Here is a 19,192-nt window from a genome sequence, read left to right on the forward strand (position 1 = left end):
GGGCCGGTCAGGTCTGGGTGAGCGCCCAGAAGCCGACGGCCAGGCAGGCGAGCGCCACCAGCAGGACCGGGATCGCCACCGCTCGGGGCGGTCCCGGGCGCCGCGCCGGCGCACGGCCGGCGGTGGTGGCCGGGACGGCCGCCGGGGACGCCAGGTGCTGGGGCGCGGTGGGGGCCGCCGTGTACGGCTGGGTGGCCGCCTGTTGGGGCGGCACGGGCACGGGATACGGCGGCGGGTAGGCGCCGGCCGGGCCGTGGGGCGCGGCGGGGGCGGGCGCCACGGGCGCCTGGGCGGCAGGTGCGGCGGCAGGCGCGGGTGCCGGGGTGGGTGGCGGTGTGGGCGGCTGCTGCGGCGGCGGGGCCAGGTGGAAGCTGCCCGTCTCGGACGGCGAAGGCTGGGCCGTGCCGGGTACGGGAGCGGGCGGCGCCGCCGTCGTGAGCGGGCCGTCGGGGCCGTACCCGGGCGGCAGCGGGCCGAGCTGGTCGAAGACCTCGACGGGCTCCTCCTCGCCCGTCGGGTCCGGCAGCATCTCGACCGCCGTCGTCAGCGCCTTGCGCGCGCCCGTGGCCGTACGGAACCGGGCCTGCGGATCGGGCTGGAGCAGCCCGGCGAGCACCTGCCACAGCGGCTCCGGGATGCCTTCCGGGGCGCCCGGTGTGCCATGGGCCAGGAAGTACTCCACGAGGGCCTGGGAGTCGGGCTTGCGGCCCTGGAGCAGGTACAGCGCGACGAGGCCGACCGCGAACAGGTCGGCGGGGAAGTCGGGCTCCGCACCCCGCAGTTGCTCGGGCGCGAAGTAGCCGGGCGTACCGACGATGTAGTTGGTCTCCGTCAGGCGCGGCTCGCCCTTGCGCATGGAGATGCCGAAGTCGGACAGCCGCAGGTGCGGCCGCCCGGTGCCGGTGGCCTCCAGCAGGATGTTCGCGGGCTTGATGTCGCGGTGCACGACCCCCTCCGCGTGCACCGCGGCCAGCCCGGACAGCAGCTGGTCGAGCAGCGTGCAGACGAACCGCGGTGGCAGCGGCCCGTAGTCCCCGATCACATGGGCCAGCGAACCGCCGCTGACCAGGTCCATGGTGAACAGGACCTTGTCGTCGTCGGCCGCCCAGCTGGCGGGGGCGAGGACGTGCGGGTGGTCGATGCGCAGGGCCTGCTCGCGCACGAAGCGCAGCAGGGTGTGCGCGTCGCTCTGCTGGAGCACCTTGGCCGCCACGTACCGGCGGCGGCGCTGGTCCCAGGCGCGCCACACGGCGCCCACGCCACCACGCCCGATCGGATCGATCAGCTCGTACCGACCAGCGAAGACCTCACCCATGGCGCCGCGCCGCTCCCCGTCCGTCCCGTGCCCTCAGCTCTGGTGTGCCTCGTAGTGCGCGACCGCGTCCGCGGTGCGCCCCGCTCCGTACACCCGGAGGAACTCTGCCAGTTCCGGATGCGTGGGGGCGAGCGAGTCCGCGGCGTCGATGATGTCGCCGGCGGCCGCGACGGAGCGCAGCAGGGACTGGATCTCCCGGACGACCCTGCGCACCGTCGGCGCGCCCGAGCCGGCCGTCTGCTGGCTGCTGGAGGTCAGCACGGAACCGCCCTGCGACTTCTTGATCTCGTCCATCCGGTCGGTCGCCTCCACCGCGCTCACACTGCCGTCGGCGACCAGGCTCGCCAGCTCCTGGAGGGCCTGGACGCGCTGGACGACGGCCGGATTGCCGATCTTCGCGCGCTGGCCGCTCATCAGCTGGGAGAGCATCGGAGCGGACAGCCCGAGCACCGCCGCGAGCCGGGCCTGATTGAGCCCGAGGTCGTCGATGAGCCGACGGAAGAGCGCCCCCAACGGCTCCCCGTACCAGCTGCGCTGGAGTTCTCTGGCTCTCGCGGTGGCTTCCTGCTGTGCTGCGTCCATTGGCGTCTCCCCATCGCTCCGGTTCGCTGCTGCGAACCTCGCGGAGCATCTTACGGAGCGTGGTCGCCCGCGGGGAGTCCCAATCCTTTTGCGGGATACCCGGGGTCACCCGGTACTCTGGTCTGCGACCGTCGGCCCGGCGGTCTCCGGGGCCTTAGCTCAGTTGGTAGAGCGCTGTCTTTGCATGGCAGATGTCAGGGGTTCGACTCCCCTAGGCTCCACGGCAAAAGCCCCTCCGGCCTGCGCGCACGCGCCAGGCACCGGAGGGGCTTTTCGTGTTTTTCCGCCGTTCTTCGCGCGCCTGTTGGGGCCGAACGGGTGGTGTTCATCGGAAGATCTGCCGACTGGTTGCGTCGTTCCCGCGTATCTCGAGATGCGTACACATCATGAGAAAGGTATGTAGATCGCCCAATCCGAAAGCGAGGGGCCATGGCCGCCGCCGTGAAGGTCAAGCAGTTCTGGACCGCGATCGTCTCCTTCTTCTGCGGGCTCCTCGCGGGGCTCCTGCCCTCCGGCAAGCCGGCGGCGCCCGCCGCGGCCGCGCGGCGGACGGCCGCCGTGGTGCTGCCGAAGCAGCGGACCGCGCCCGCGGTGGCCGTACCCGGGCGCAGGGCGGCACGGGGGCCGGCCCTGCCTCCGACGATCAAGCAGCGCATCCGGGCCGAGGCCCACGGGTCGTCGCCTTCCGTACGGCGCCTGCCCGGGGCCGGTGACGCGGCTGCGTCCCCCTCGCCGTCCCCCGTCGCGGCCGGTGCCACCGCCGGTGTCGGCGGTGGCACCGGGGCGTAGCGCGCGTCGCGTCAGCGACGGTCGTCGTCGTCCTCGTCCTCCGTGGTCTCGGGCTGCGCGCCCGGTTCCGCCCCGGCCTCCGGGGTGAGTGAGGCGGGACCGCTGCCGTCGACGGAGGTGAGCGGCTGCTCGGAGAGGTCCGTGGCCGCCGGGGGCTCGACCAGCCAGTCGGGGTTGGCCTGCTTGTCCCACCACTTCCACGCGGCCACCGCGCCGCCGAACAGCACGCCGATGACCGCGACGCCCTTGACGGCGCGGCCGGTCCTCGCCCGGCGCCGCTGCTTGCGCATGAGCTTCCTGATGTCCTTCGGCCTCACCTGACCGCGCAGTGCGGCCAGGGTGGCGATCGAGCGGGCCATGGCCTCGTCCCGTACGGGACCCGCCGCGGCCCTCGCCTGGTTCACCCGCGGCGCGGTGAAGTCCGCCGCCTGCCGGGCGGCCTTACGGGTACGCAGCGCGGCCCGGTGCGCGGCCTCGTCCATCTTCGGCGGGACGCGGGGCGCGACGTACGCGTCGTACTGGACACGGGCCCTGCGGGCTGCCCTGGAGACCTTCGGCGCCATCTTCACGCGTGCCTCGTGCGCGTAGTGCGCGGCTTGTTCCTTCGCCGAGTCGGCGTAGGGCGCCACCACTTCCGCGGCGTGCAGCACGCTCTCCTTCGCCGAACCGGTCGCGGCGCGCACGCTGTCCATGCGGGTCACGGGATCCTCCTCCTCGGTGGCGGGTCGATACTTCGCCTTTCCGCCCATTTCGAAATCATGCCTGCCGGTCTCCCGGTCGGCATGCGGTACGGGCATCCGGGGCAATGGCGGACGGCGCGGGCGCCTCCGCCCGCGGACAAGGCCTGCCTTTTGTCCCCCGTAGGCCCTTCCGTGCGAGGATCGGTACACGTCAGAGGAGATCGAAGGAAGGCACACCGTGGCCGAGCAGCTTTACGCCACCCTGAAGACCAACCGCGGCGACATCGAGATCCGGCTTCTGCCGAACCACGCGCCGATCACGGTCAGGAACTTCGTCGAGCTCGCCAAGGGCGAGCGTGAGTGGACGCACCCGGCGACGGGCAAGAAGTCCACCGACCGCCTGTACGACGGCACCGTCTTCCACCGGGTCATCAGTGGATTCATGATCCAGGGCGGCGACCCGCTGGGCAACGGCACCGGCGGTCCGGGCTACGAGTTCAAGGACGAGTTCCACCCGGACCTCGCGTTCACCAAGCCGTACCTGCTGGCCATGGCCAACGCCGGCCCGGGCACGAACGGCTCGCAGTTCTTCATCACCGTCGCGCCGACGACCTGGCTGACGGGCAAGCACACGATCTTCGGCGAGGTCACGAACGACGCCGGCAAGAAGGTCGTGGACGCCATCGCCACGACCCAGACCAACCCGCGCACCGACCGCCCGGTGCAGGAGGTCGTCATCGAGTCCGTGGAGATCGAGACCCGCGAGGGCTGATTCCCCGTACGGAAACTTTCCGCCCCGTCCATCCGTAAGGATGGGCGGGGCGTTGGTACGCACGACGACGAGGGGATCCCCATGGATCAGGAGCAGGCGCCGAACGGGCTGTCCAGCTGCTACCGCCACCCCGGGGTGGAGACCGGTATCCGCTGCACCCGCTGCGAGCGGCCGATCTGCCCGGACTGCATGGTCTCGGCGTCGGTGGGCTTCCAGTGCCCGGAGTGCGTACGCAACGGGTCGGGCACGGGGCACGCGCCGGGCGCCAGCCGGCCGAGGACGCTCGCGGGCGCCGCCGTCACGGCCGGGGACCCGCACCTCGTCACCAAGATTCTCATCGGGCTCAACCTGGCGGTGTTCGTCGCCGCGCTGGCCGTCCCGGCCCTGGTCGAGGACCTGATGCTCATCGGCCGCGCGTTCGACTTCCAGACCGCCCAGTGGCTGGGTGTCGCGGACGGCGAGTGGTACCGGCTGGTCACGTCGATGTTCCTGCACCAGGAGGTGTGGCACATCGGGTTCAACATGATCGGCCTGTGGGTGCTGGGCGGGCCCCTGGAGCCCGCGTTCGGCCGGGTGCGCTATCTGGCCCTGTATCTGCTGTCCGGGCTCGCGGGCAGCGCCCTCACGTATCTGCTGGCCGCGCCGAACTCCGGCTCACTCGGCGCGTCCGGCGCCGTGTGGGGGCTGATGGGCGCGACCTTCGTGCTGGTCCGGCGCCTCAAGTACGACCCGCGTCCGGTCGTGGGTCTCATCGCGCTGAACGTGCTGATCACGGTGGTGTTCCGGGACACCATCGCCTGGCAGGCGCACCTCGGCGGTCTCGTGGCGGGCGCGATCATCGCGTACGGCATGGTCGGCGGGCCGCGCGAGCGGCGCGCGCCGATGCAGTGGGGCGCCTGTGCGCTGGTGCTGGCCGCCTCGCTGGTCACGGTCGTCGTGCGATCGTCCGACCTGTCGGTGCTCATGCTCGGTTGAGCGGCCACTGTCCCCAATGTTGTCCACAACAGGTGACCGGGCGGCTGCGCGCCGTCGGGAACACCTGTGCCCCTCGTCGCTGACCTGGGGGTTCTCCCAGGGCGACAAGGGGCGGGGCGCAGGCTTCAGGGCGTGGACGCAGTCACATCGGCGTCAACACCATGCGAGTTATCCACAGATCGTCTGACCTTTTCCACGGCTGTGCACAACGCTGTGGATAACTCGGGGGAGGGCTTGACGTGCCCGGGGTCCCCCGGCTACTTCCACTGCGTCGAGACGGCGAAGCCACCGGCGATGAAGCCGAAGCCGACGACGATGTTCCAGTTGCGCAGCGACTCCACGGGCAGGGTGCCGTCCGTGACGTAGAAGACGACGATCCAGGCCAGCCCGATCGCGAACAGCGCCAGCATCACCGGGGCCACCCAGCTGCGGTTGCTCAGCTTGATGGCCGTCGCCTGCTTCGCGGCCGGCGGCGGCGTGAAGTCGGCCTTCTTGCGGATACGTGACTTCGGCACGAGGGACTCTCCTGTCGATGCGCTGCGTTACCGCGCAGGGAACTCTGGCTGGTGGTGGCTGATACCGGACCGAGCGCGAGGGGGACCACCGCCGCGCCCGGGCGTCCGTTAGCGTAGTGCTTCCGCGACGTCCAAGGAGATAAGGGTACGTTGAGCAATTCCGCCGACTCTCCCGCAGAGCCGGCCCGGCGCGGGAAGTGGCAGCCGGTCCGGCTGCTGACCGCTGCCGTTTTCGCGCTCGCCGGCCTGATCTTCGTCACCAGCTTCAACACCGCCAAGGGCACCAACATCCGGACGGACGCCTCCCTGCTGCGGCTCTCGGACCTGGTGCGCGAGCGCAGCGCCAAGAACGCCGAGCTGGAGGAGTCCACGGCGACCGTGCGCGGCGAGGTGGACGCCCTGGCCCGCCGCGACGACGGTTCCAGCCAGGCGGAGGACGCCCGGCTCGGCGCCCTGGAGAAGGCCGCGGGCACCACCGAGGTCGCCGGCGAGGGCCTCACGGTCACGCTGAACGACGCGCCCCCGAACGCGCAGGCGGCGCCCGGCTACCCGGAGCCGCAGGCCAACGACCTGGTCATCCACCAGCAGGACCTCCAGGCCGTCGTGAACGCGCTGTGGCAGGGCGGCGCCCGGGGCATCCAGGTCATGGACCAGCGGCTGATCTCCACCAGCGCCGTGCGCTGCGTGGGCAACACGCTGATCCTGCAGGGCCGGGTCTACTCGCCGCCGTACAAGGTCACGGCCGTGGGGGACACCGGGAAGCTGCGACGGGCCCTCAACGACTCCCCCGCGATCAAGAACTACCAGCTCTACGTGAAGGCCTACGGCCTCGGCTGGAACGTCGAGGAGCGCGGGGCGATGACTCTTCCCGCCTATTCCGGCACAGTGGACCTCCACTACGCGAAGCCCATCACCTAGTCCGCGGCGGCGACGGGAGGGCGCCCGTGCGACTGATCGTGAGGACCCTCAGCGAGCTGTGCATCACCGCAGGCGCCGTGATCCTGCTGTTCGTGGCGTACGTGCTGCTGTGGACCGGCGTCACGGCGGAGGCCGCGGGCGCCCGGCAGATCGAGTCCCTGGAGAGCCGCTGGGTGGCCCGGGAGCCCGTACGGCCCCCGACGGCACCACCGGCCTCGCCCGCCCCGGCACCCCCGCCCTCGCCCGCTGCCCCCGAGCCCTACCGGGAGGGCGAGCCCTTCGCCGTGATGTACGTCCCCCGGTTCGGGGCCGGCTGGCACTGGCCGGTCCTGGAGGGCACCGCCACCGACACCCTCAAGAAGGGCCTGGGTCACTACCCCGGAACGGCGCGCCCCGGGGAGGCCGGGAACTTCTCGGTGGCCGGACACCGTCGTACGTACGGTGATCCGTTCCGGGACTTCCCGCGGCTCCGCCCCGGCGACGCGGTGATCCTCAACGACGGGACCACCTGGTTCACGTACCGCGTCGTGAGGCCGCCGTACCGGACCGTGCCCGGCGACATCGGAGTGATCGACCCGGTGCCGCGGCCGGACCGGTCCGGGTTCACGGGGCCGGGCCGCTACCTGACGCTGACCACCTGCGACCCCGAGTGGGGCAGCAGCCACCGGCTGATCGCCTGGGCCCGGCTCGCGGCCACGCAACCCGTGGACCGGGGCAGGCCCGCGGCTTTCCACAGCTGACCCACCGGGGCGGGATCGCCCCGTACTCTGGTGCGGTATCGAAGGGCATTCGACGGAAGGAACCAGCAGACGTCATGTACGGCTGGATCTGGCGGCATCTCCCGGGCAACGCATGGGTGCGGGCTCTCATCTCGCTCGTGCTCGTCCTCGGGGTCGTCTATGTGCTCTTCCAGTACGTGTTCCCTTGGGCGGAGCCACTGCTTCCGTTCAACGATGTGACGGTGGACGGTCAGTGAGCGCGCGCATCCTCGTCGTCGACAACTACGACAGCTTCGTCTTCAACCTGGTCCAGTACCTCTACCAGCTCGGCGCCGAGTGCGAGGTGCGCCGCAACGACGAGGTGCAGCTGAGCCACGCCCAGGACGGCTTCGACGGCGTCCTGCTGTCCCCGGGCCCCGGCACCCCGGAAGAGGCCGGCGTCTGCGTCGACATGGTCCGGCACTGCGCGGCCACGGGCGTGCCGGTCTTCGGTGTCTGCCTCGGTATGCAGTCGATGGCCGTGGCGTACGGCGGTGTGGTCGACCGCGCGCCCGAGCTGCTGCACGGCAAGACCTCGCCGGTCGTCCACGAGGGCAAGGGTGTCTTCGCCGGGCTGCCCTCGCCGTTCACCGCGACGCGGTACCACTCGCTGGCCGCCGAACCGGACACGCTGCCGGACGTCCTGGAGGTCACGGCCCGCACGGAGGACGGCATCATCATGGGGCTGCGCCACCGTGAACACGCGGTGGAGGGCGTGCAGTTCCACCCCGAGTCGGTGCTCACCGAGCACGGACACCTGATGCTCGCCAACTGGCTGGTGCAGTGCGGTGACACGGGGGCGGTCGGCCGGTCTGCGGGCCTCGCGCCGGTGGTGGGCAAGGCCGTCGCGTGACCGCCCCGCGCCCGGAGCACGACGCGGCGGGGGCCGGGTCCGCGTCGAGCGCGTCCGGGTCGCCGTGGTTCCGGGCGGCGAACATTCCGGAGCAGGAACCACAGACGCGGCCGGGCCCTCAGCAGGACCCGGCCGCCACCGCACCGGAGCCACAGATTCCGGATCCTGGCGCGGGCTGGCAGCAGCAGCCCTACGAGCCGTACGGGACGTACCAGCCGGACGGGACCTACGCGGCGTACGGAACCCAGGAGCAGGCCCCGCAGCCGCCCACGCAGCGCTACGAGGCCCAGCAGCCCTACAGCGCCTCCTACGAGGCGCAGCAGGCCCAACCGCCCCAGCGGGCCCAGCAGGCCCACGAGCCGTACGAGCAGCCCTATCGGGCGCCGCACGAGACGACGTACGAAGAGGCGCACGAAGAGCCGTACCGGGAGTCGTACGCGGATCCCTCCCCCGCCCCGCCCGTCCGCGACGACGAGACGATCGGGCTGCGCACGGTCGAGCAGCCGCGAATAACCGAGGACGAGGCCGAGCGACCCACCGGAGGCCGCGCCGAGCGGCGCCGGGCCGCCAAGGCGCGCGGACGCCGGCGCGCGCCCGCCCCCACGGCCCCGCCCACCGCCTCGCCGACCGGCGCCCCCCTGTCCCGCGTCGAGGCCCGGCGCGCGGCTCGCGCCGCGAAGGACAGCCTCGGCGTCATCGCCAGCCGGGTCATCGGTGAGATCTTCATCACGTTCGGCGTGGTCATGCTGCTTTTCGTCACCTACCAGCTGTGGTGGACGAACGTGCAGGCCGGCCTGGAGGTCGACAAGGCCAAGAACAGGATCACGGAGGACTGGGCCAAGGAGGACCGGACCCCCGGCGCCTTCGAGCCCGGCGAGGGTTTCGCGATCATGCACATCCCCAAGCTCGACGTCGTCGTGCCGATCGCCGAGGGCATCGACAAGGAGAAGGTGCTCGACCGCGGCATGGTCGGCCACTACGCGGAGGGCGCGCTCAAGACCGCCATGCCCTCCGACAAGCAGGGCAACTTCGCGGTCGCCGGCCACCGCAACACCCACGGCGAGCCGTTCCGGTACATCAACCGGCTGTCCCGGGGCGATGCGATCGTCGTGGAGACCCGGGACACGTACTACACGTATGAGATGGCCAGTATCCTGCCGCAGACCCCGCCGTCGAACATCACGGTGCTCAAGCCCGTGCCGGACGGCTCGGGGTTCACCGCGCCGGGCCGCTACATCACGCTGACCACGTGCACGCCGGAGTTCACCAGTACCTACCGCATGATCGTGTGGGGGAAGATGGTCGAAGAACGGCCGCGCAGCAAGGGGAAACCGGACGCGCTCGCAGGCTGAAACCTCAAGACGGGACAGATGTAGTGGCACGTGCGCGCAGCCGGATCGCCGGCGCCATCAGTGTCTTCGGCGAGCTGCTGATCACCGCAGGCGTGCTGATGGGACTGTTCGTCGTCTACTCCCTGTGGTGGACGAACGTCCTGGCGGACCGGGAGGCCGGCAAGCAGGGTGACCAGGTCCGCGACGCCTGGGCGGCCGAACAGGGCCCCGGCGCCCTCGACACCAAGGGCGGGCTCGGCTTCCTGCACGTCCCGGCGATGGACAACGGCGAGGTCCTGGTCAAGAAGGGCACCAGCCCGGACGTCCTCAACCACGGCGTCGCCGGCTACTACACGGACCCGGTCAAGTCCGCCCTGCCCGGCGACAGGACCGGCAACTTCACGCTGGCCGCGCACCGCGACGGCCACGGCGCGAAGTTCCACAACATCCACAAGCTGAAGTTCGGCGACTCGATCGTCTTCGAGACCAAGGACACGTGGTACGTCTACAAGGTCTACAAGACGCTGCCGCAGACCTCGAAGTTCAACGTCGAGGTCCTGCAGCCGGTGCCCGAGCAGTCCGGGGTCAGCAAGCCCGGCCGCTACATCACGCTGACGACCTGCACGCCGATCCTCACCTCCGACTACCGCTACATCGTGTGGGGCCAGCTGGAGCGCACGGAGAAGGTCGACAAGGACCGCACGAAGCCGGCGGAGCTGCGGTAGGGAGCCCTCCGCAGCGCCCACTGGATTCACCAGCAACGCCGGAGGCCCGGCACCCCGTGGGGGGTGCCGGGCCTCCGGCGTGCTGCGGCCGCTGCCCGGCTACTCCTGCTCGGTGCGCAGGACGGCACCGGTGGCGCCGCCGAAGAAGCCGCTGTTGTCGCCGTCGTCACCGCCGTTGCCGCCGTTGCTGTTGCCGCCGCCCAGGGCCTGCGTCTTCACGTTGACCGCCGAACCCGCGGGGGCCGGCTTGCCGTTCTTGGGGTCCTGGTCGACCACGAACGCGTTGTCGTCGTTGGGCCCGTCGATGTTGCCGATGGTCAGCCCGTGCGCGGCGAGCGTCTGCTTGGCCTGGCCCAGGGTCTGGCCGAACAGCTGCGGCACCTGCACCTGCTGTTGCTGCGGGCCCTTGGACACCTTCAGGGTGACCTGGGAGCCCTTCTCGACCCGCTCGCCGCCGCCGGGGGTCTGGCCGATGACCGTGTTCGCCGGCTGCTGGTCGTCGACGTCCTCGCGGACCACCTGGAAGCCGAGGGTCTCCAGCTGCTGCTTGGCCTGGTCGAACTGGTTGCCCACGACCGGCGGCACGCTGACCTTGCCCTGGGTGGCCACCGTGATGGTGATCTCGGTGCCCTTCTCCTGCTCGCTGTTGCCCTTCGGGTTCTGCCGGATGACCGTGCCGGGCTCCTTGTCGGACTCCTCGCGGTCGACCTTGACCTTGAAGCCCGCGGACTTCAGGTCGGCGGTCGCCGACTCCTCCGACTGCTCGACCACGTTCGGGACGAGGATCTTGGGGGCACCCGCCGAGACGACGACGGTGATCGTCTCGCCCTCGTTCATCGTGGCCTTGCCGTCCGCCTCCGGGTCCTGGCTGCAGATGGAGCCCTTGGGCTGGTCGCAGGGCTCCTCGCCCTTCTTCGCCAGCTTCACATGGGCGTTCTTCGCGAGCCGTTGCCCCTCGGTGTCGTACGGCTGGCCCACCAGGTTCGGGACGGTGACCTGGCGCGGGCCGTCGTCCTTGCCGAAGACCGACTTGCCGATCAGGATCGCGCCGACCAGCACCAGGATGCCCGCGAGGATCAGCAGGATCGTGGAGAGGTTGGACTTCTTCTGCGGCTGGCGGCGCCGGCCGCCGGAGCGGTCGTCGTAGCCGTAGCCGCCGTCGTCCGGGTTCATCGGCGGCAGCATCGACGTCTGCGCCGCCGGGTCCGCCGCGTGCATCGCGGTCGTCGGCTGGTCCGGGTGCGGGTAGCCGTAGCCACCGGGCGCGCCCATGGAGCCCATGCCCATCGCCGCGGCGGCGGCGACCGGCTGGCCGTCCAGGCAGGCCTCGATGTCGGCGCGCATCTCGTCGGCCGACTGGTAGCGGTAGTCCGGGTCCTTGACCAGGGCCTTCAACACGATCGCGTCCATCTCGGGCGTGATCTCGGGGTCGAAGTTGCTGGGCGGCTGCGGCTCCTCGCGTACGTGCTGGTAGGCGACCGCGACCGGGGAGTCGCCCACGAAGGGCGGGCGGACGGTCAGCAGCTCGTACAGCAGGCAGCCGGTGGAGTACAGGTCGGAGCGGGCGTCGACGGTCTCGCCCTTGGCCTGCTCGGGGGAGAGGTACTGCGCGGTGCCGATCACGGCCGCGGTCTGCGTCATGGTCATGCCGGCGTCGCCCATGGCGCGGGCGATGCCGAAGTCCATCACCTTGACCTGACCCGTACGCGTCAGCATGACGTTGGCCGGCTTGATGTCGCGGTGGACGATGCCCGCCCGGTGCGAGTACTCCAGGGCCTGGAGGATGCCGACCGTCATCTCGAGCGTGCGCTCGGGCAGCAGCTTGCGCCCGGAGTGCAGCAGCTCACGCAGGGTGGAGCCGTCGACGTACTCCATCACGATGTACGGGATGGAGATGTTGTCGACGTAGTCCTCGCCGGTGTCGTAGACCGCGACGATCGCCGGGTGGTTGAGCGAGGCGGCAGACTGGGCCTCACGGCGGAACCGGGCCTGGAAGGACGGGTCACGGGCCAGGTCGGCCCGCAGCGTCTTCACGGCGACGGTGCGGCCGAGCCGGGTGTCGTGCGCGAGGTAGACCTCGGCCATGCCACCACGGCCGAGCACCGAGCCCAGCTCGTACCGGCCGCCGAGGCGACGCGGCTCTTCCATAACGTTCCAGCCCTCTCCGTCAGTCCCGACCGCACCCGTCTGTGTGGTCCGGCGGTGTGCTGTTCGCGCATACGGTACCGGCCACGGCAAGCTGATCACTCCGCGACCACAAGCTGATACGGGACCGGTACACAGCGATCACGATCACCGCTTGCCCAGTACCGCCTGCATGACGTCGCGGGCGATCGGGGCGGCGAGGCCGCCGCCGCTGATGTCGTCGCGGGTCGCGTCGGAGTCCTCGACGACCACGGCGACGGCGACCGGGGAGCCGCTGTCCGTCTTGGCGTAGGCGATGAACCAGGCGTAGGGGCGGGCCTTGTTCAGCTCACCGTGCTGGGCCGTACCCGTCTTGCCGCCGACGGTGACGCCGTCGATCCTGGCCTTCTTGCCGGTGCCCTCGTTGACGACCTTCTCCATCATCTGCTGGACGAGCTGCGCGGTCTCCTGCGACATCGGGCGGCTCATCTCCTGGGGCTCGTTCTTCTCGAGCACGTCCAGGTTCGGGGCCTCCAGCTTGTCGACCATGTACGGCTTCATCAGCTTGCCGTCGTTGGCGATCGCCGCCGTGACCATGGCCATCTGGAGCGGGGTGGTCGCCGTGTTGAACTGGCCGATGGACGACAGGGCGTTTCCACCGCGGTCCATCTTCTTGTCGTAGACGGAGGCGGCGGCGCGGACCGGGGTGTCGACCTCCGGGTTGTTGAAACCGAACTTCTCGGACATCTCGACCATCTTGTCCCGGCCGACCTCGTCGCCGAGCTTCGCGAAGACCGAGTTGCAGGACCACTGCATCGCGTACATCAGCGACGCGTTCTCACAGCCCTGCGCGTGGTTCTTCATCGGCTTCGTCGACAGGGGCAGGAGGTACGGCTCCGGCGTGTCCGTCGCCGCGTTGATGTCCTTGATCTTGCCGGCCTCGATGGCGGCCGCCGCCGTGACGACCTTGAACGTCGATCCCGGCGGGTAGATCTCGCGCAGCGCGCGGTTCAGCTTCGGCTTGTTCTTGTCCTTCTCCAGCGACACCCACGCCTTCTCGTCGTTGCGCGAGTAGCCGGCGAAGGTGCCCGGGTCGTACGAGGGGGTGGAGGCCAGCGCGAGGATCTTGCCGGTCTGCGGGTCGATCGCCGCGACGGCGCCCTTCTTGTCGCCGAGGCCGTCGTAGGCGGCCTTCTGCGCGGCGGCGTTGAGGGTCGTGACGACGTTGCCGCCCTGCTTCTGCTCGCCCGTGAACATCGCGAGCGTGCGGTCGAAGAAGAGCCGGTCGTCGTTGCCCATCAGGATCGAGTCGTTCAGCTTCTCCAGCTGGGTCGCGCCGTAGGCCTGCGAGGCGAAGCCGGTGACCGGCGCCCACATCGGGCCGTCGATGTAGGTGCGCTTGTACTTGTAGAGCGGGTCCTTGGAGTCGACGGAGCCGGTGATCGGCTTGCCCTCGACGATGATGTTGCCGCGGACGGAGGCGTACCGCTCGATCGTCACCCGCTTGTTGCGCTCGTGCGAGTTCAGCTCGTCGGCACGGACGAACTGGAGCCAGTTGTCCCGCAGGAGCAGCGCGAGCACCAGGAGGCCGCAGAAGATCGCGATATGGCGCAGGGGCTTGTTCACGGGCGGACCACCTGGGTCATCTCGGCGTCGGGGTTCGGGGCGGGGGTGGGCGCGGGACGGCGCGCGGTGTCGCTGATCCTCAGGAGGATCGCGATCAGCGCCCAGTTGGCGATCACGGACGAGCCGCCGTACGCGAGGAACGGCATCGTCATACCGGTCAGCGGGATGAGGCCCATGACACCGCCGGCGACGACGAACACCTGGAGGGCGAAGGCGCCGGAGAGGCCGGTCGCCAGCAGCTTGCCGAAGGGGTCGCGGGCCGCGAGGGCGGTGCGCAGACCGCGCTCGGCGATCAGGCCGTACAGGAGGATGAAGGCCATGGCGCCGGCCAGGCCCAGCTCCTCGCCGACGGTGGCGAAGATGAAGTCGGAGTTGGCGGCGAACCGGATCAGGTCGGAGTTGCCCTGGCCGAGGCCGGTGCCGATGGTGCCGCCGGAGCCGAACGACATGAGGACCTGGGTCATCTGGTCGCAGGCCCACGCCATGTTGGTGTCCGGCGGGGCCGTCTTCAGGCACTCGAAGGGGTCGAGCCACGCGGCCACACGGGACTGCACGTGCGTCGCGAACGAGCCGACGGCGACGGCGCCGCCCACGGCCATCAGCAGACCCATGACGATCCAGCTGGTCCGCTCGGTCGCCACGTACAGCATGATCACGAACATGCCGAAGAACAGCAGCGAGGTGCCGAGGTCGTTCTCGAAGACCAGGATGGCCAGGCTGAGCGCCCAGATCGTGAGGATCGGGCCGAGGTCGCGGCCGCGGGGCAGGTAGAGGCCCATGAAGCGGCGGCTGGCCAGGGCGAGCGCGTCGCGCTTCACCATCAGGTAGCCGGAGAAGAAGACCGCGAGCACGATCTTGGCGAACTCACCGGGCTGGATGGAGAACGGACCGACCTTGATCCAGATCTTGGCGCCGAAGCTGTCCGTGCCGAGGCCCGGGACGAGCGGCAGCAGGAGCAGGACGATGGCGACCATCATCGAGATGTACGTGTAGCGCTGGAGCACCCGGTGGTCCTTGAGGAACAGGAGCACCAGCAGGAACAGCGCGACGCCGATCGCCGAGTACATGAGCTGCTTCGGCGCGTCCGGGCTGAACGTCTTGTACATGGCCTGCAGCCGCGGCGACTGGTCGAGGCGCCAGATCAGCACCAGGCCCAGGCCGTTGAGCAGCGTCGCGAGCGGCAGCAGGATCGGGTCGGCGTACTTGGCGAACTTCCGCACCAGCAGGTGGGCGATGCCCGCCAGCAGGCCGAGGCCCAGGCCGTAGCCGAGCATGCCGGCCGGGACCTCGCCGTCGAGGGCGAGGCCCACGTTCAGGTAGGCGAAGACCGGGATGGCGACGGCGAACGCGAGCAGCACCAGTTCGGTGTTGCGGCGGCTCGGTGCGTCGATCGCGCCAATGGTGGTCGTGTTGGTGACAACGCTCATGGTGGTGAAAGGCCCCCCTACGGGTGCTTACTGCTTGCCGCAGTTCGAGGCCAGCCTCTTCTCGTCCTCCGTGAGCGTCGGGCCCGGGAGGGGGTGGCTGCGGTGGTCGGCTTGGTGGACGCGGAGGCGCCGGCCGTGCCGCCGGCCTGCTCCTCGCTGGGCGGCGTGGCGCTCACGCTGTCGGACGCCTCGCGGGCCGCGGCCTGCTTCTTGCAGGCGCTCGCCTGGAGACCCAGCTCCTTGATCTTGGCCTCGGCCTTCGCCAGGCTGCCGCCCGCGATCGTTTCCTCGACCTGCTTCTGCTGGTAGGCGGGGAGGTACTTGAGTTCGATGTCGGGGTGGTCCTTCTCCACCTCCGACAGCGACAGCCACGCCAGGTCCTGGCTGATCCCCCGGTACAGCGCGACGTGACCCTCGTTGGCGCCCACGTAGTACTGGGTCTGGGTCCAGCGGTACCCGCCGTACAGGCCGCCGCCGATGACGCCGAGCGCGAGCAGCGTGTAGAAGCCGCGCTTGAACCACTTGCGGCCGGTGCGCGGCTTCTCCAGCTCGCTGTCCGCGTACGCCCCGAAGGAGCCCTCGGGGGGCATGCCGCCGTAGCCGAGGTCCTCGCCGCTGCCGGGCGGGCCGAAGCCGCCGCCGGGCGGCTGCGGGGCGGGCCGGCCGAGGCCGGCCGCGCGGCCCGCGGGGGTCTGCATGGCGCCGCCGTCGTTCAGCTGCGGCTGGTTCTCGGCGACCGCGCCGACGACGACCGGGGTGTCGTTGAGCTGGCCGGCCAGCGTGTCGCCGCCGTCGACGTCGAGGACGTCCGCGACGATGACCGTGATGTTGTCGGGGCCGCCGCCGCGCAGCGCGAGCTGGATCAGCTCCTGCACGGTCTCCTGCGGGCCCTGGTAGCTGGCGAGGGTCTCCTCCATCGTCTGGTGGGAGACGACGCCCGACAGCCCGTCGGAGCAGATCAAGTACCGGTCGCCGGCGCGGACTTCGCGGATCGACAGGTCGGGCTCGACGTGGTCGCCGCTGCCCAGCGCGCGCATGAGGAGCGAGCGCTGCGGGTGGGTCGTGGCCTCTTCCTCGGTGATACGGCCCTCGTCGACGAGCCGCTGCACCCATGTGTGGTCCTGGGTGATCTGGGTCAGGACGCCGTCGCGGAGCAGGTACGCGCGGGAGTCGCCGACGTGGACGAGACCGAGGCGCTGGCCGGTCCACAGCAGAGCGGTGAGGGTCGTCCCCATGCCCTCGAGCTGGGGGTCCTCCTCGACCATGAGGCGCAGCTGGTCGTTGGCGCGCTGCACCGCCGTACCGAGCGAGGTGAGGATGTCGGAGCCGGGGACGTCGTCGTCGAGCGTGACGAGCGTGGAGATGACCTCCGACGAGGCGACCTCGCCGGCGGCCTGGCCGCCCATGCCGTCGGCGATCGCGAGCAGCCGGGGGCCGGCGTAACCCGAGTCCTCGTTGCCCTCGCGGATCATGCCCTTGTGCGACCCGGCGGCGAAGCGCAGTGACAGACTCATGCGCACCTCACCCGTCGGCTCGGGGTACAGCCGGTCTCGAGCCACACTGCCCACCCTCCGGTCGGGAGCCCTGCCCGGTCCGCGGGGACCGCTGCGGCTCGCTCGCTCCGCTCGCTCATTGTCGTACTACTTCCGCAGCTCGATGACGGTCTTGCCGATGCGGATCGGCGCGCCCAGCGGAATGGGGGTCGGGGTGGTGAGTCGGGTCCGGTCGAGATACGTGCCGTTGGTGGACCCGAGATCCTCGACGATCCACTGGCCGTCACGGTCCGGGTAGATCCTGGCATGCCGGCTGGAGGCGTAGTCGTCGTCCAGCACGATCGTGGAGTCGTGCGCGCGGCCCAGCGTGATGGTCTGGCCCTGGAGCGCGACCGTGGTGCCGGTGAGGGTGCCCTCGGACACGACGAGCTTGGTCGGGGCGCCCCGTCGCTGGCGCTGCTGCGGCGGCGCCGCGTCGCGCCGTGCCGCCTGCGGGCGGGCGCCCTCGCGGCGCGAGCCGCGCTGCGTGACGCGCGTCCCGAACAGGTCGCTGCGGATGACCTGGACGGCCACGATGACGAACAGCCACAGTACGGCGAGGAAACCCAACCGCATGACCGTGAGGGTCAGCTCTGACATTGCCCCCGCTTCACCCTTCGGCTTGCCGGTAAACGATGGTGGTGCTGCCCACGACGATCCGCGAGCCGTCGCGGAGCGTAGCGCGGGTGGTGTGCTGCCCGTCCACCACGATGCCGTTGGTGGACCCGAGATCCTGGATCGTCGAGGGCGTTCCGGTCCGGATCTCGCAGTGGCGGCGTGATACGCCGGGGTCGTCGATCCGCACGTCGGCGTCGGTGCTGCGGCCCAGCACGAGAGTGGGCCGGGAGATCTGGTGGCGCGTGCCGTTGATCTCGATCCAGCGGCGCACCTGGCCGCCGGGCATGTGGCCCGAGGCGCCCGGCGGACGGTGCGCCGGGGCGGGGCGGTGCTGGGAGCCCGGCGCCATGCCGGAACCGGGCGGAGGGGCCGCCGGCATGGGCGGGGCGCCCGCCGGCGGGTAGCCGTACCCACCGGGGCGGCCCTGGCCCGCGGGCGGCCCGGCGGGGCCGTCCGCCGGCTGTGCCGACGGGGACGAGCTGGACGCGAGCGTGCGGCTGCGCACCCGGTACAGGCCGGTGTCGAGATCCTCGGCCCGCTCCAGGTGGACCTTGATCGGGCCCATGAACGTGTACCGCTGCTGCTTCGCGTAGTCCCGGACGAGGCCGGCCAGCTCGTCGCCGAGCTGGCCCGAGTAGGGGCTCAGGCGCTCGTAGTCCGGCGCGCTCAGCTCCACGATGAAGTCGTTGGGGACGACCGTCCGCTCGCGGTTCCAGATCGTGGCGTTGTTGTCGCACTCGCGCTGGAGGGCCCCCGCGATCTCGACGGGCTGGACCTCGGACTTGAAGACCTTGGCGAAGGTGCCGTTGACCAGACCTTCGAGACGCTGCTCGAACCGCTTCAGGACTCCCATGGGGCACCTCCTCCGTCGTTGCCGTCCTGGTACTGCTTACTGATCGTATCCACGCGTCGGGAAATCGGCTGGTTCCCCTTCTCTGCCCTGTGGACGAGTGTCACCTCTCACATCTCCCACACGGATGGTAGAGGCGCCCTGTGGACAGTGTCCCGCACCCGGGGCACACCCTGGGGGACCGGGTGGCGGGGGATGCCGTTGCCCGCCCTTCCGTGCCGTCCCTCTGTTCCACCCGTTCCCTCCGTCGCTCCTCGGGCCGGGCCGGCCGGGCGGTCCCCGGAACCTCGTCCGGCCCTTCTCTCCCCTCCTCCTTGTTCGTCCGCCGGGCCCCCGAAACAAACGGATGTGAACCCACCCCCTGCGACGTGCTAATCTTCAGATGTCGCCAGGCGGTCGCACCGAACAGGTGGGGCCGACAGACGACAACACCCAAATGCGCGGGTGGCGGAATAGGCAGACGCGCTGGATTCAGGTTCCAGTGCCCGCAAGGGCGTGGGGGTTCAACTCCCCCCTCGCGCACAGATGAGCGGTCGGCATCGTACTCACGATGCCGACCGCTCTGTTTTGTCCGGTGACAGGTCGGGGGGCCGGGAAAGGGCCGGTGGACCAGGGCATCCCGTTCTTCACACCCTCGGCCGCGAAGGCGCCCGAGGTCATCGGGGAACTGCGGGTGGTGAAGGCGGACCTCGGGCTCGACGAGCCGGTCCGGGACAGCGGCCACAACGCGATGATCTTCTGCACCCTTCGGTGAGCCGATCGGCTTCGCACTTGTAGACCTTGGTCGACGGTGTGTGCGACG

The 19,192-nt window shown here is 70.6% G+C and carries 19 protein-coding genes, 2 tRNA genes and 1 pseudogene; 12 read left to right on the top strand and 10 right to left on the bottom strand.

Features of this window, described 5'->3' with window-relative positions:
- Positions 1-7 precede the first annotated feature (7 nt).
- Positions 8-1,315, bottom strand: coding sequence for a serine/threonine-protein kinase (locus ABEB09_RS16630; protein WP_345690709.1), 1,308 nt, complete (start codon positions 1,313-1,315; stop codon positions 8-10).
- Between the two features lie 33 nt (positions 1,316-1,348).
- Entirely contained in the window at positions 1,349-1,897 is a 549-nt protein-coding gene (locus tag ABEB09_RS16635; protein ID WP_345690710.1) for a helix-turn-helix domain-containing protein, read from the bottom strand.
- 148 nt (positions 1,898-2,045) lie between these two features.
- Here ABEB09_RS16635 and ABEB09_RS16640 point away from each other — a divergent pair.
- Positions 2,046-2,118: transfer RNA gene (locus tag ABEB09_RS16640), tRNA-Ala, on the top strand.
- A 208-nt stretch (positions 2,119-2,326) separates the two neighbouring features.
- On the top strand, positions 2,327-2,686 hold the full coding sequence (locus ABEB09_RS16645) for a DUF6344 domain-containing protein (protein WP_345690711.1): 360 nt from the start codon (positions 2,327-2,329) through the stop codon (positions 2,684-2,686).
- A gap of 11 nt (positions 2,687-2,697) precedes the next feature.
- Here ABEB09_RS16645 and ABEB09_RS16650 read toward each other — a convergent pair whose 3' ends face one another.
- Positions 2,698-3,387 carry a DUF5324 family protein gene (locus ABEB09_RS16650; protein ID WP_380840442.1) on the bottom strand — a complete coding sequence of 230 codons (690 nt, stop codon included), beginning with the start codon at positions 3,385-3,387 and terminating at the stop codon, positions 2,698-2,700.
- 217 nt (positions 3,388-3,604) lie between these two features.
- On the opposite strand from ABEB09_RS16650, the gene ABEB09_RS16655 reads away from it, so the two are divergent.
- Together ABEB09_RS16655 and ABEB09_RS16660 are read left to right on the top strand one after the other, a co-directional pair.
- The gene (locus ABEB09_RS16655; protein WP_345690713.1) at positions 3,605-4,138 is read left to right on the top strand and encodes a peptidylprolyl isomerase; all 534 of its coding nucleotides are present in this window, start codon (positions 3,605-3,607) and stop codon (positions 4,136-4,138) included.
- Positions 4,139-4,219: 81 nt separating this feature from the next.
- A complete protein-coding gene (locus tag ABEB09_RS16660) occupies positions 4,220-5,113 on the top strand; it encodes a rhomboid family intramembrane serine protease (protein ID WP_345690714.1) in 894 nt (297 codons plus the stop codon).
- 257 nt (positions 5,114-5,370) lie between these two features.
- On the opposite strand, the gene crgA is transcribed toward ABEB09_RS16660, so the two are convergent.
- Positions 5,371-5,628, bottom strand: a complete 258-nt coding sequence (gene crgA, locus ABEB09_RS16665) for a cell division protein CrgA (RefSeq protein WP_345690715.1) — start codon at positions 5,626-5,628, stop codon at positions 5,371-5,373.
- A gap of 150 nt (positions 5,629-5,778) precedes the next feature.
- On the opposite strand from crgA, the gene ABEB09_RS16670 reads away from it, so the two are divergent.
- The 6 genes from ABEB09_RS16670 (at position 5,779) to ABEB09_RS16695 (ending at position 10,213) form a co-directional block, all read left to right on the top strand.
- Positions 5,779-6,546 (top strand): DUF881 domain-containing protein, encoded by a 768-nt coding sequence (locus ABEB09_RS16670; protein WP_345690716.1) that lies wholly within the window; start codon positions 5,779-5,781, stop codon positions 6,544-6,546.
- A 26-nt stretch (positions 6,547-6,572) separates the two neighbouring features.
- Positions 6,573-7,286 (top strand): class E sortase, encoded by a 714-nt coding sequence (locus ABEB09_RS16675; RefSeq protein ID WP_345690717.1) that lies wholly within the window; start codon positions 6,573-6,575, stop codon positions 7,284-7,286.
- A 74-nt stretch (positions 7,287-7,360) separates the two neighbouring features.
- Positions 7,361-7,522: a hypothetical protein gene (locus ABEB09_RS16680; protein WP_345690718.1), complete on the top strand. Its 162-nt coding sequence runs from the start codon at positions 7,361-7,363 to the stop codon at positions 7,520-7,522.
- Positions 7,519-8,157 carry an aminodeoxychorismate/anthranilate synthase component II gene (locus ABEB09_RS16685; protein WP_345690719.1) on the top strand — a complete coding sequence of 213 codons (639 nt, stop codon included), beginning with the start codon at positions 7,519-7,521 and terminating at the stop codon, positions 8,155-8,157. The genes ABEB09_RS16680 and ABEB09_RS16685 overlap by 4 nt, the downstream gene beginning before the upstream one ends.
- On the top strand, positions 8,154-9,509 hold the full coding sequence (locus tag ABEB09_RS16690; RefSeq protein ID WP_345690720.1) for a class E sortase: 1,356 nt from the start codon (positions 8,154-8,156) through the stop codon (positions 9,507-9,509). The genes ABEB09_RS16685 and ABEB09_RS16690 overlap by 4 nt, the downstream gene beginning before the upstream one ends.
- A gap of 23 nt (positions 9,510-9,532) precedes the next feature.
- Positions 9,533-10,213 carry a class E sortase gene (locus tag ABEB09_RS16695; protein ID WP_345690721.1) on the top strand — a complete coding sequence of 227 codons (681 nt, stop codon included), beginning with the start codon at positions 9,533-9,535 and terminating at the stop codon, positions 10,211-10,213.
- 99 nt (positions 10,214-10,312) lie between these two features.
- Here ABEB09_RS16695 and pknB read toward each other — a convergent pair whose 3' ends face one another.
- The 6 genes and pseudogenes from pknB to ABEB09_RS16725 form a co-directional block, all read right to left on the bottom strand.
- Positions 10,313-12,361: a Stk1 family PASTA domain-containing Ser/Thr kinase gene (pknB, locus tag ABEB09_RS16700; RefSeq protein ID WP_345690722.1), complete on the bottom strand. Its 2,049-nt coding sequence runs from the start codon at positions 12,359-12,361 to the stop codon at positions 10,313-10,315.
- Between the two features lie 144 nt (positions 12,362-12,505).
- On the bottom strand, positions 12,506-13,963 hold the full coding sequence (locus ABEB09_RS16705) for a peptidoglycan D,D-transpeptidase FtsI family protein (RefSeq protein WP_345690723.1): 1,458 nt from the start codon (positions 13,961-13,963) through the stop codon (positions 12,506-12,508).
- On the bottom strand, positions 13,960-15,390 hold the full coding sequence (locus ABEB09_RS16710) for an FtsW/RodA/SpoVE family cell cycle protein (RefSeq protein ID WP_345690724.1): 1,431 nt from the start codon (positions 15,388-15,390) through the stop codon (positions 13,960-13,962). The genes ABEB09_RS16705 and ABEB09_RS16710 overlap by 4 nt, the downstream gene beginning before the upstream one ends.
- Before the next feature lie 27 nt (positions 15,391-15,417).
- A pseudogene (locus ABEB09_RS16715) lies at positions 15,418-16,904 on the bottom strand (Stp1/IreP family PP2C-type Ser/Thr phosphatase).
- 126 nt (positions 16,905-17,030) lie between these two features.
- Complete coding sequence (locus tag ABEB09_RS16720; RefSeq protein ID WP_345690725.1) at positions 17,031-17,522, bottom strand: FHA domain-containing protein FhaB/FipA; 492 nt, start codon at positions 17,520-17,522, stop codon at positions 17,031-17,033.
- A gap of 10 nt (positions 17,523-17,532) precedes the next feature.
- Positions 17,533-18,393 carry an FHA domain-containing protein gene (locus tag ABEB09_RS16725; RefSeq protein ID WP_345690726.1) on the bottom strand — a complete coding sequence of 287 codons (861 nt, stop codon included), beginning with the start codon at positions 18,391-18,393 and terminating at the stop codon, positions 17,533-17,535.
- A gap of 435 nt (positions 18,394-18,828) precedes the next feature.
- Between ABEB09_RS16725 and ABEB09_RS16730 the strand changes: the two genes are divergently transcribed.
- Positions 18,829-18,912, top strand: a tRNA-Leu gene (locus tag ABEB09_RS16730).
- A gap of 82 nt (positions 18,913-18,994) precedes the next feature.
- Positions 18,995-19,144, top strand: coding sequence for a hypothetical protein (locus ABEB09_RS16735; protein ID WP_345690727.1), 150 nt, complete (start codon positions 18,995-18,997; stop codon positions 19,142-19,144).
- Positions 19,145-19,192: the final 48 nt, after the last annotated feature.

Source organism: Streptomyces coeruleoprunus (genome assembly GCF_039542925.1).
GTDB classification, from domain to species: Bacteria; Actinomycetota; Actinomycetes; order Streptomycetales; family Streptomycetaceae; genus Streptomyces; species Streptomyces coeruleoprunus.

Bases quoted from the DNA above. Each gene is read 5' to 3' on its own strand.
- ABEB09_RS16630 (WP_345690709.1), bottom strand. From the start codon at position 1,315: ATGGGTGAGGTCTTCGCTGGTCGGTACGAGCTGATCGATCCGATCGGG.
- ABEB09_RS16635 (WP_345690710.1), bottom strand. From the start codon at position 1,897: ATGGACGCAGCACAGCAGGAAGCCACCGCGAGAGCCAGAGAACTCCAG.
- ABEB09_RS16645 (WP_345690711.1), top strand. From the start codon at position 2,327: ATGGCCGCCGCCGTGAAGGTCAAGCAGTTCTGGACCGCGATCGTCTCC.
- ABEB09_RS16660 (WP_345690714.1), top strand. From the start codon at position 4,220: ATGGATCAGGAGCAGGCGCCGAACGGGCTGTCCAGCTGCTACCGCCAC.
- ABEB09_RS16680 (WP_345690718.1), top strand. From the start codon at position 7,361: ATGTACGGCTGGATCTGGCGGCATCTCCCGGGCAACGCATGGGTGCGG.
- pknB (WP_345690722.1), bottom strand. From the start codon at position 12,361: ATGGAAGAGCCGCGTCGCCTCGGCGGCCGGTACGAGCTGGGCTCGGTG.
- ABEB09_RS16710 (WP_345690724.1), bottom strand. From the start codon at position 15,390: ATGAGCGTTGTCACCAACACGACCACCATTGGCGCGATCGACGCACCG.
- ABEB09_RS16720 (WP_345690725.1), bottom strand. From the start codon at position 17,522: ATGTCAGAGCTGACCCTCACGGTCATGCGGTTGGGTTTCCTCGCCGTA.
- ABEB09_RS16725 (WP_345690726.1), bottom strand. From the start codon at position 18,393: ATGGGAGTCCTGAAGCGGTTCGAGCAGCGTCTCGAAGGTCTGGTCAAC.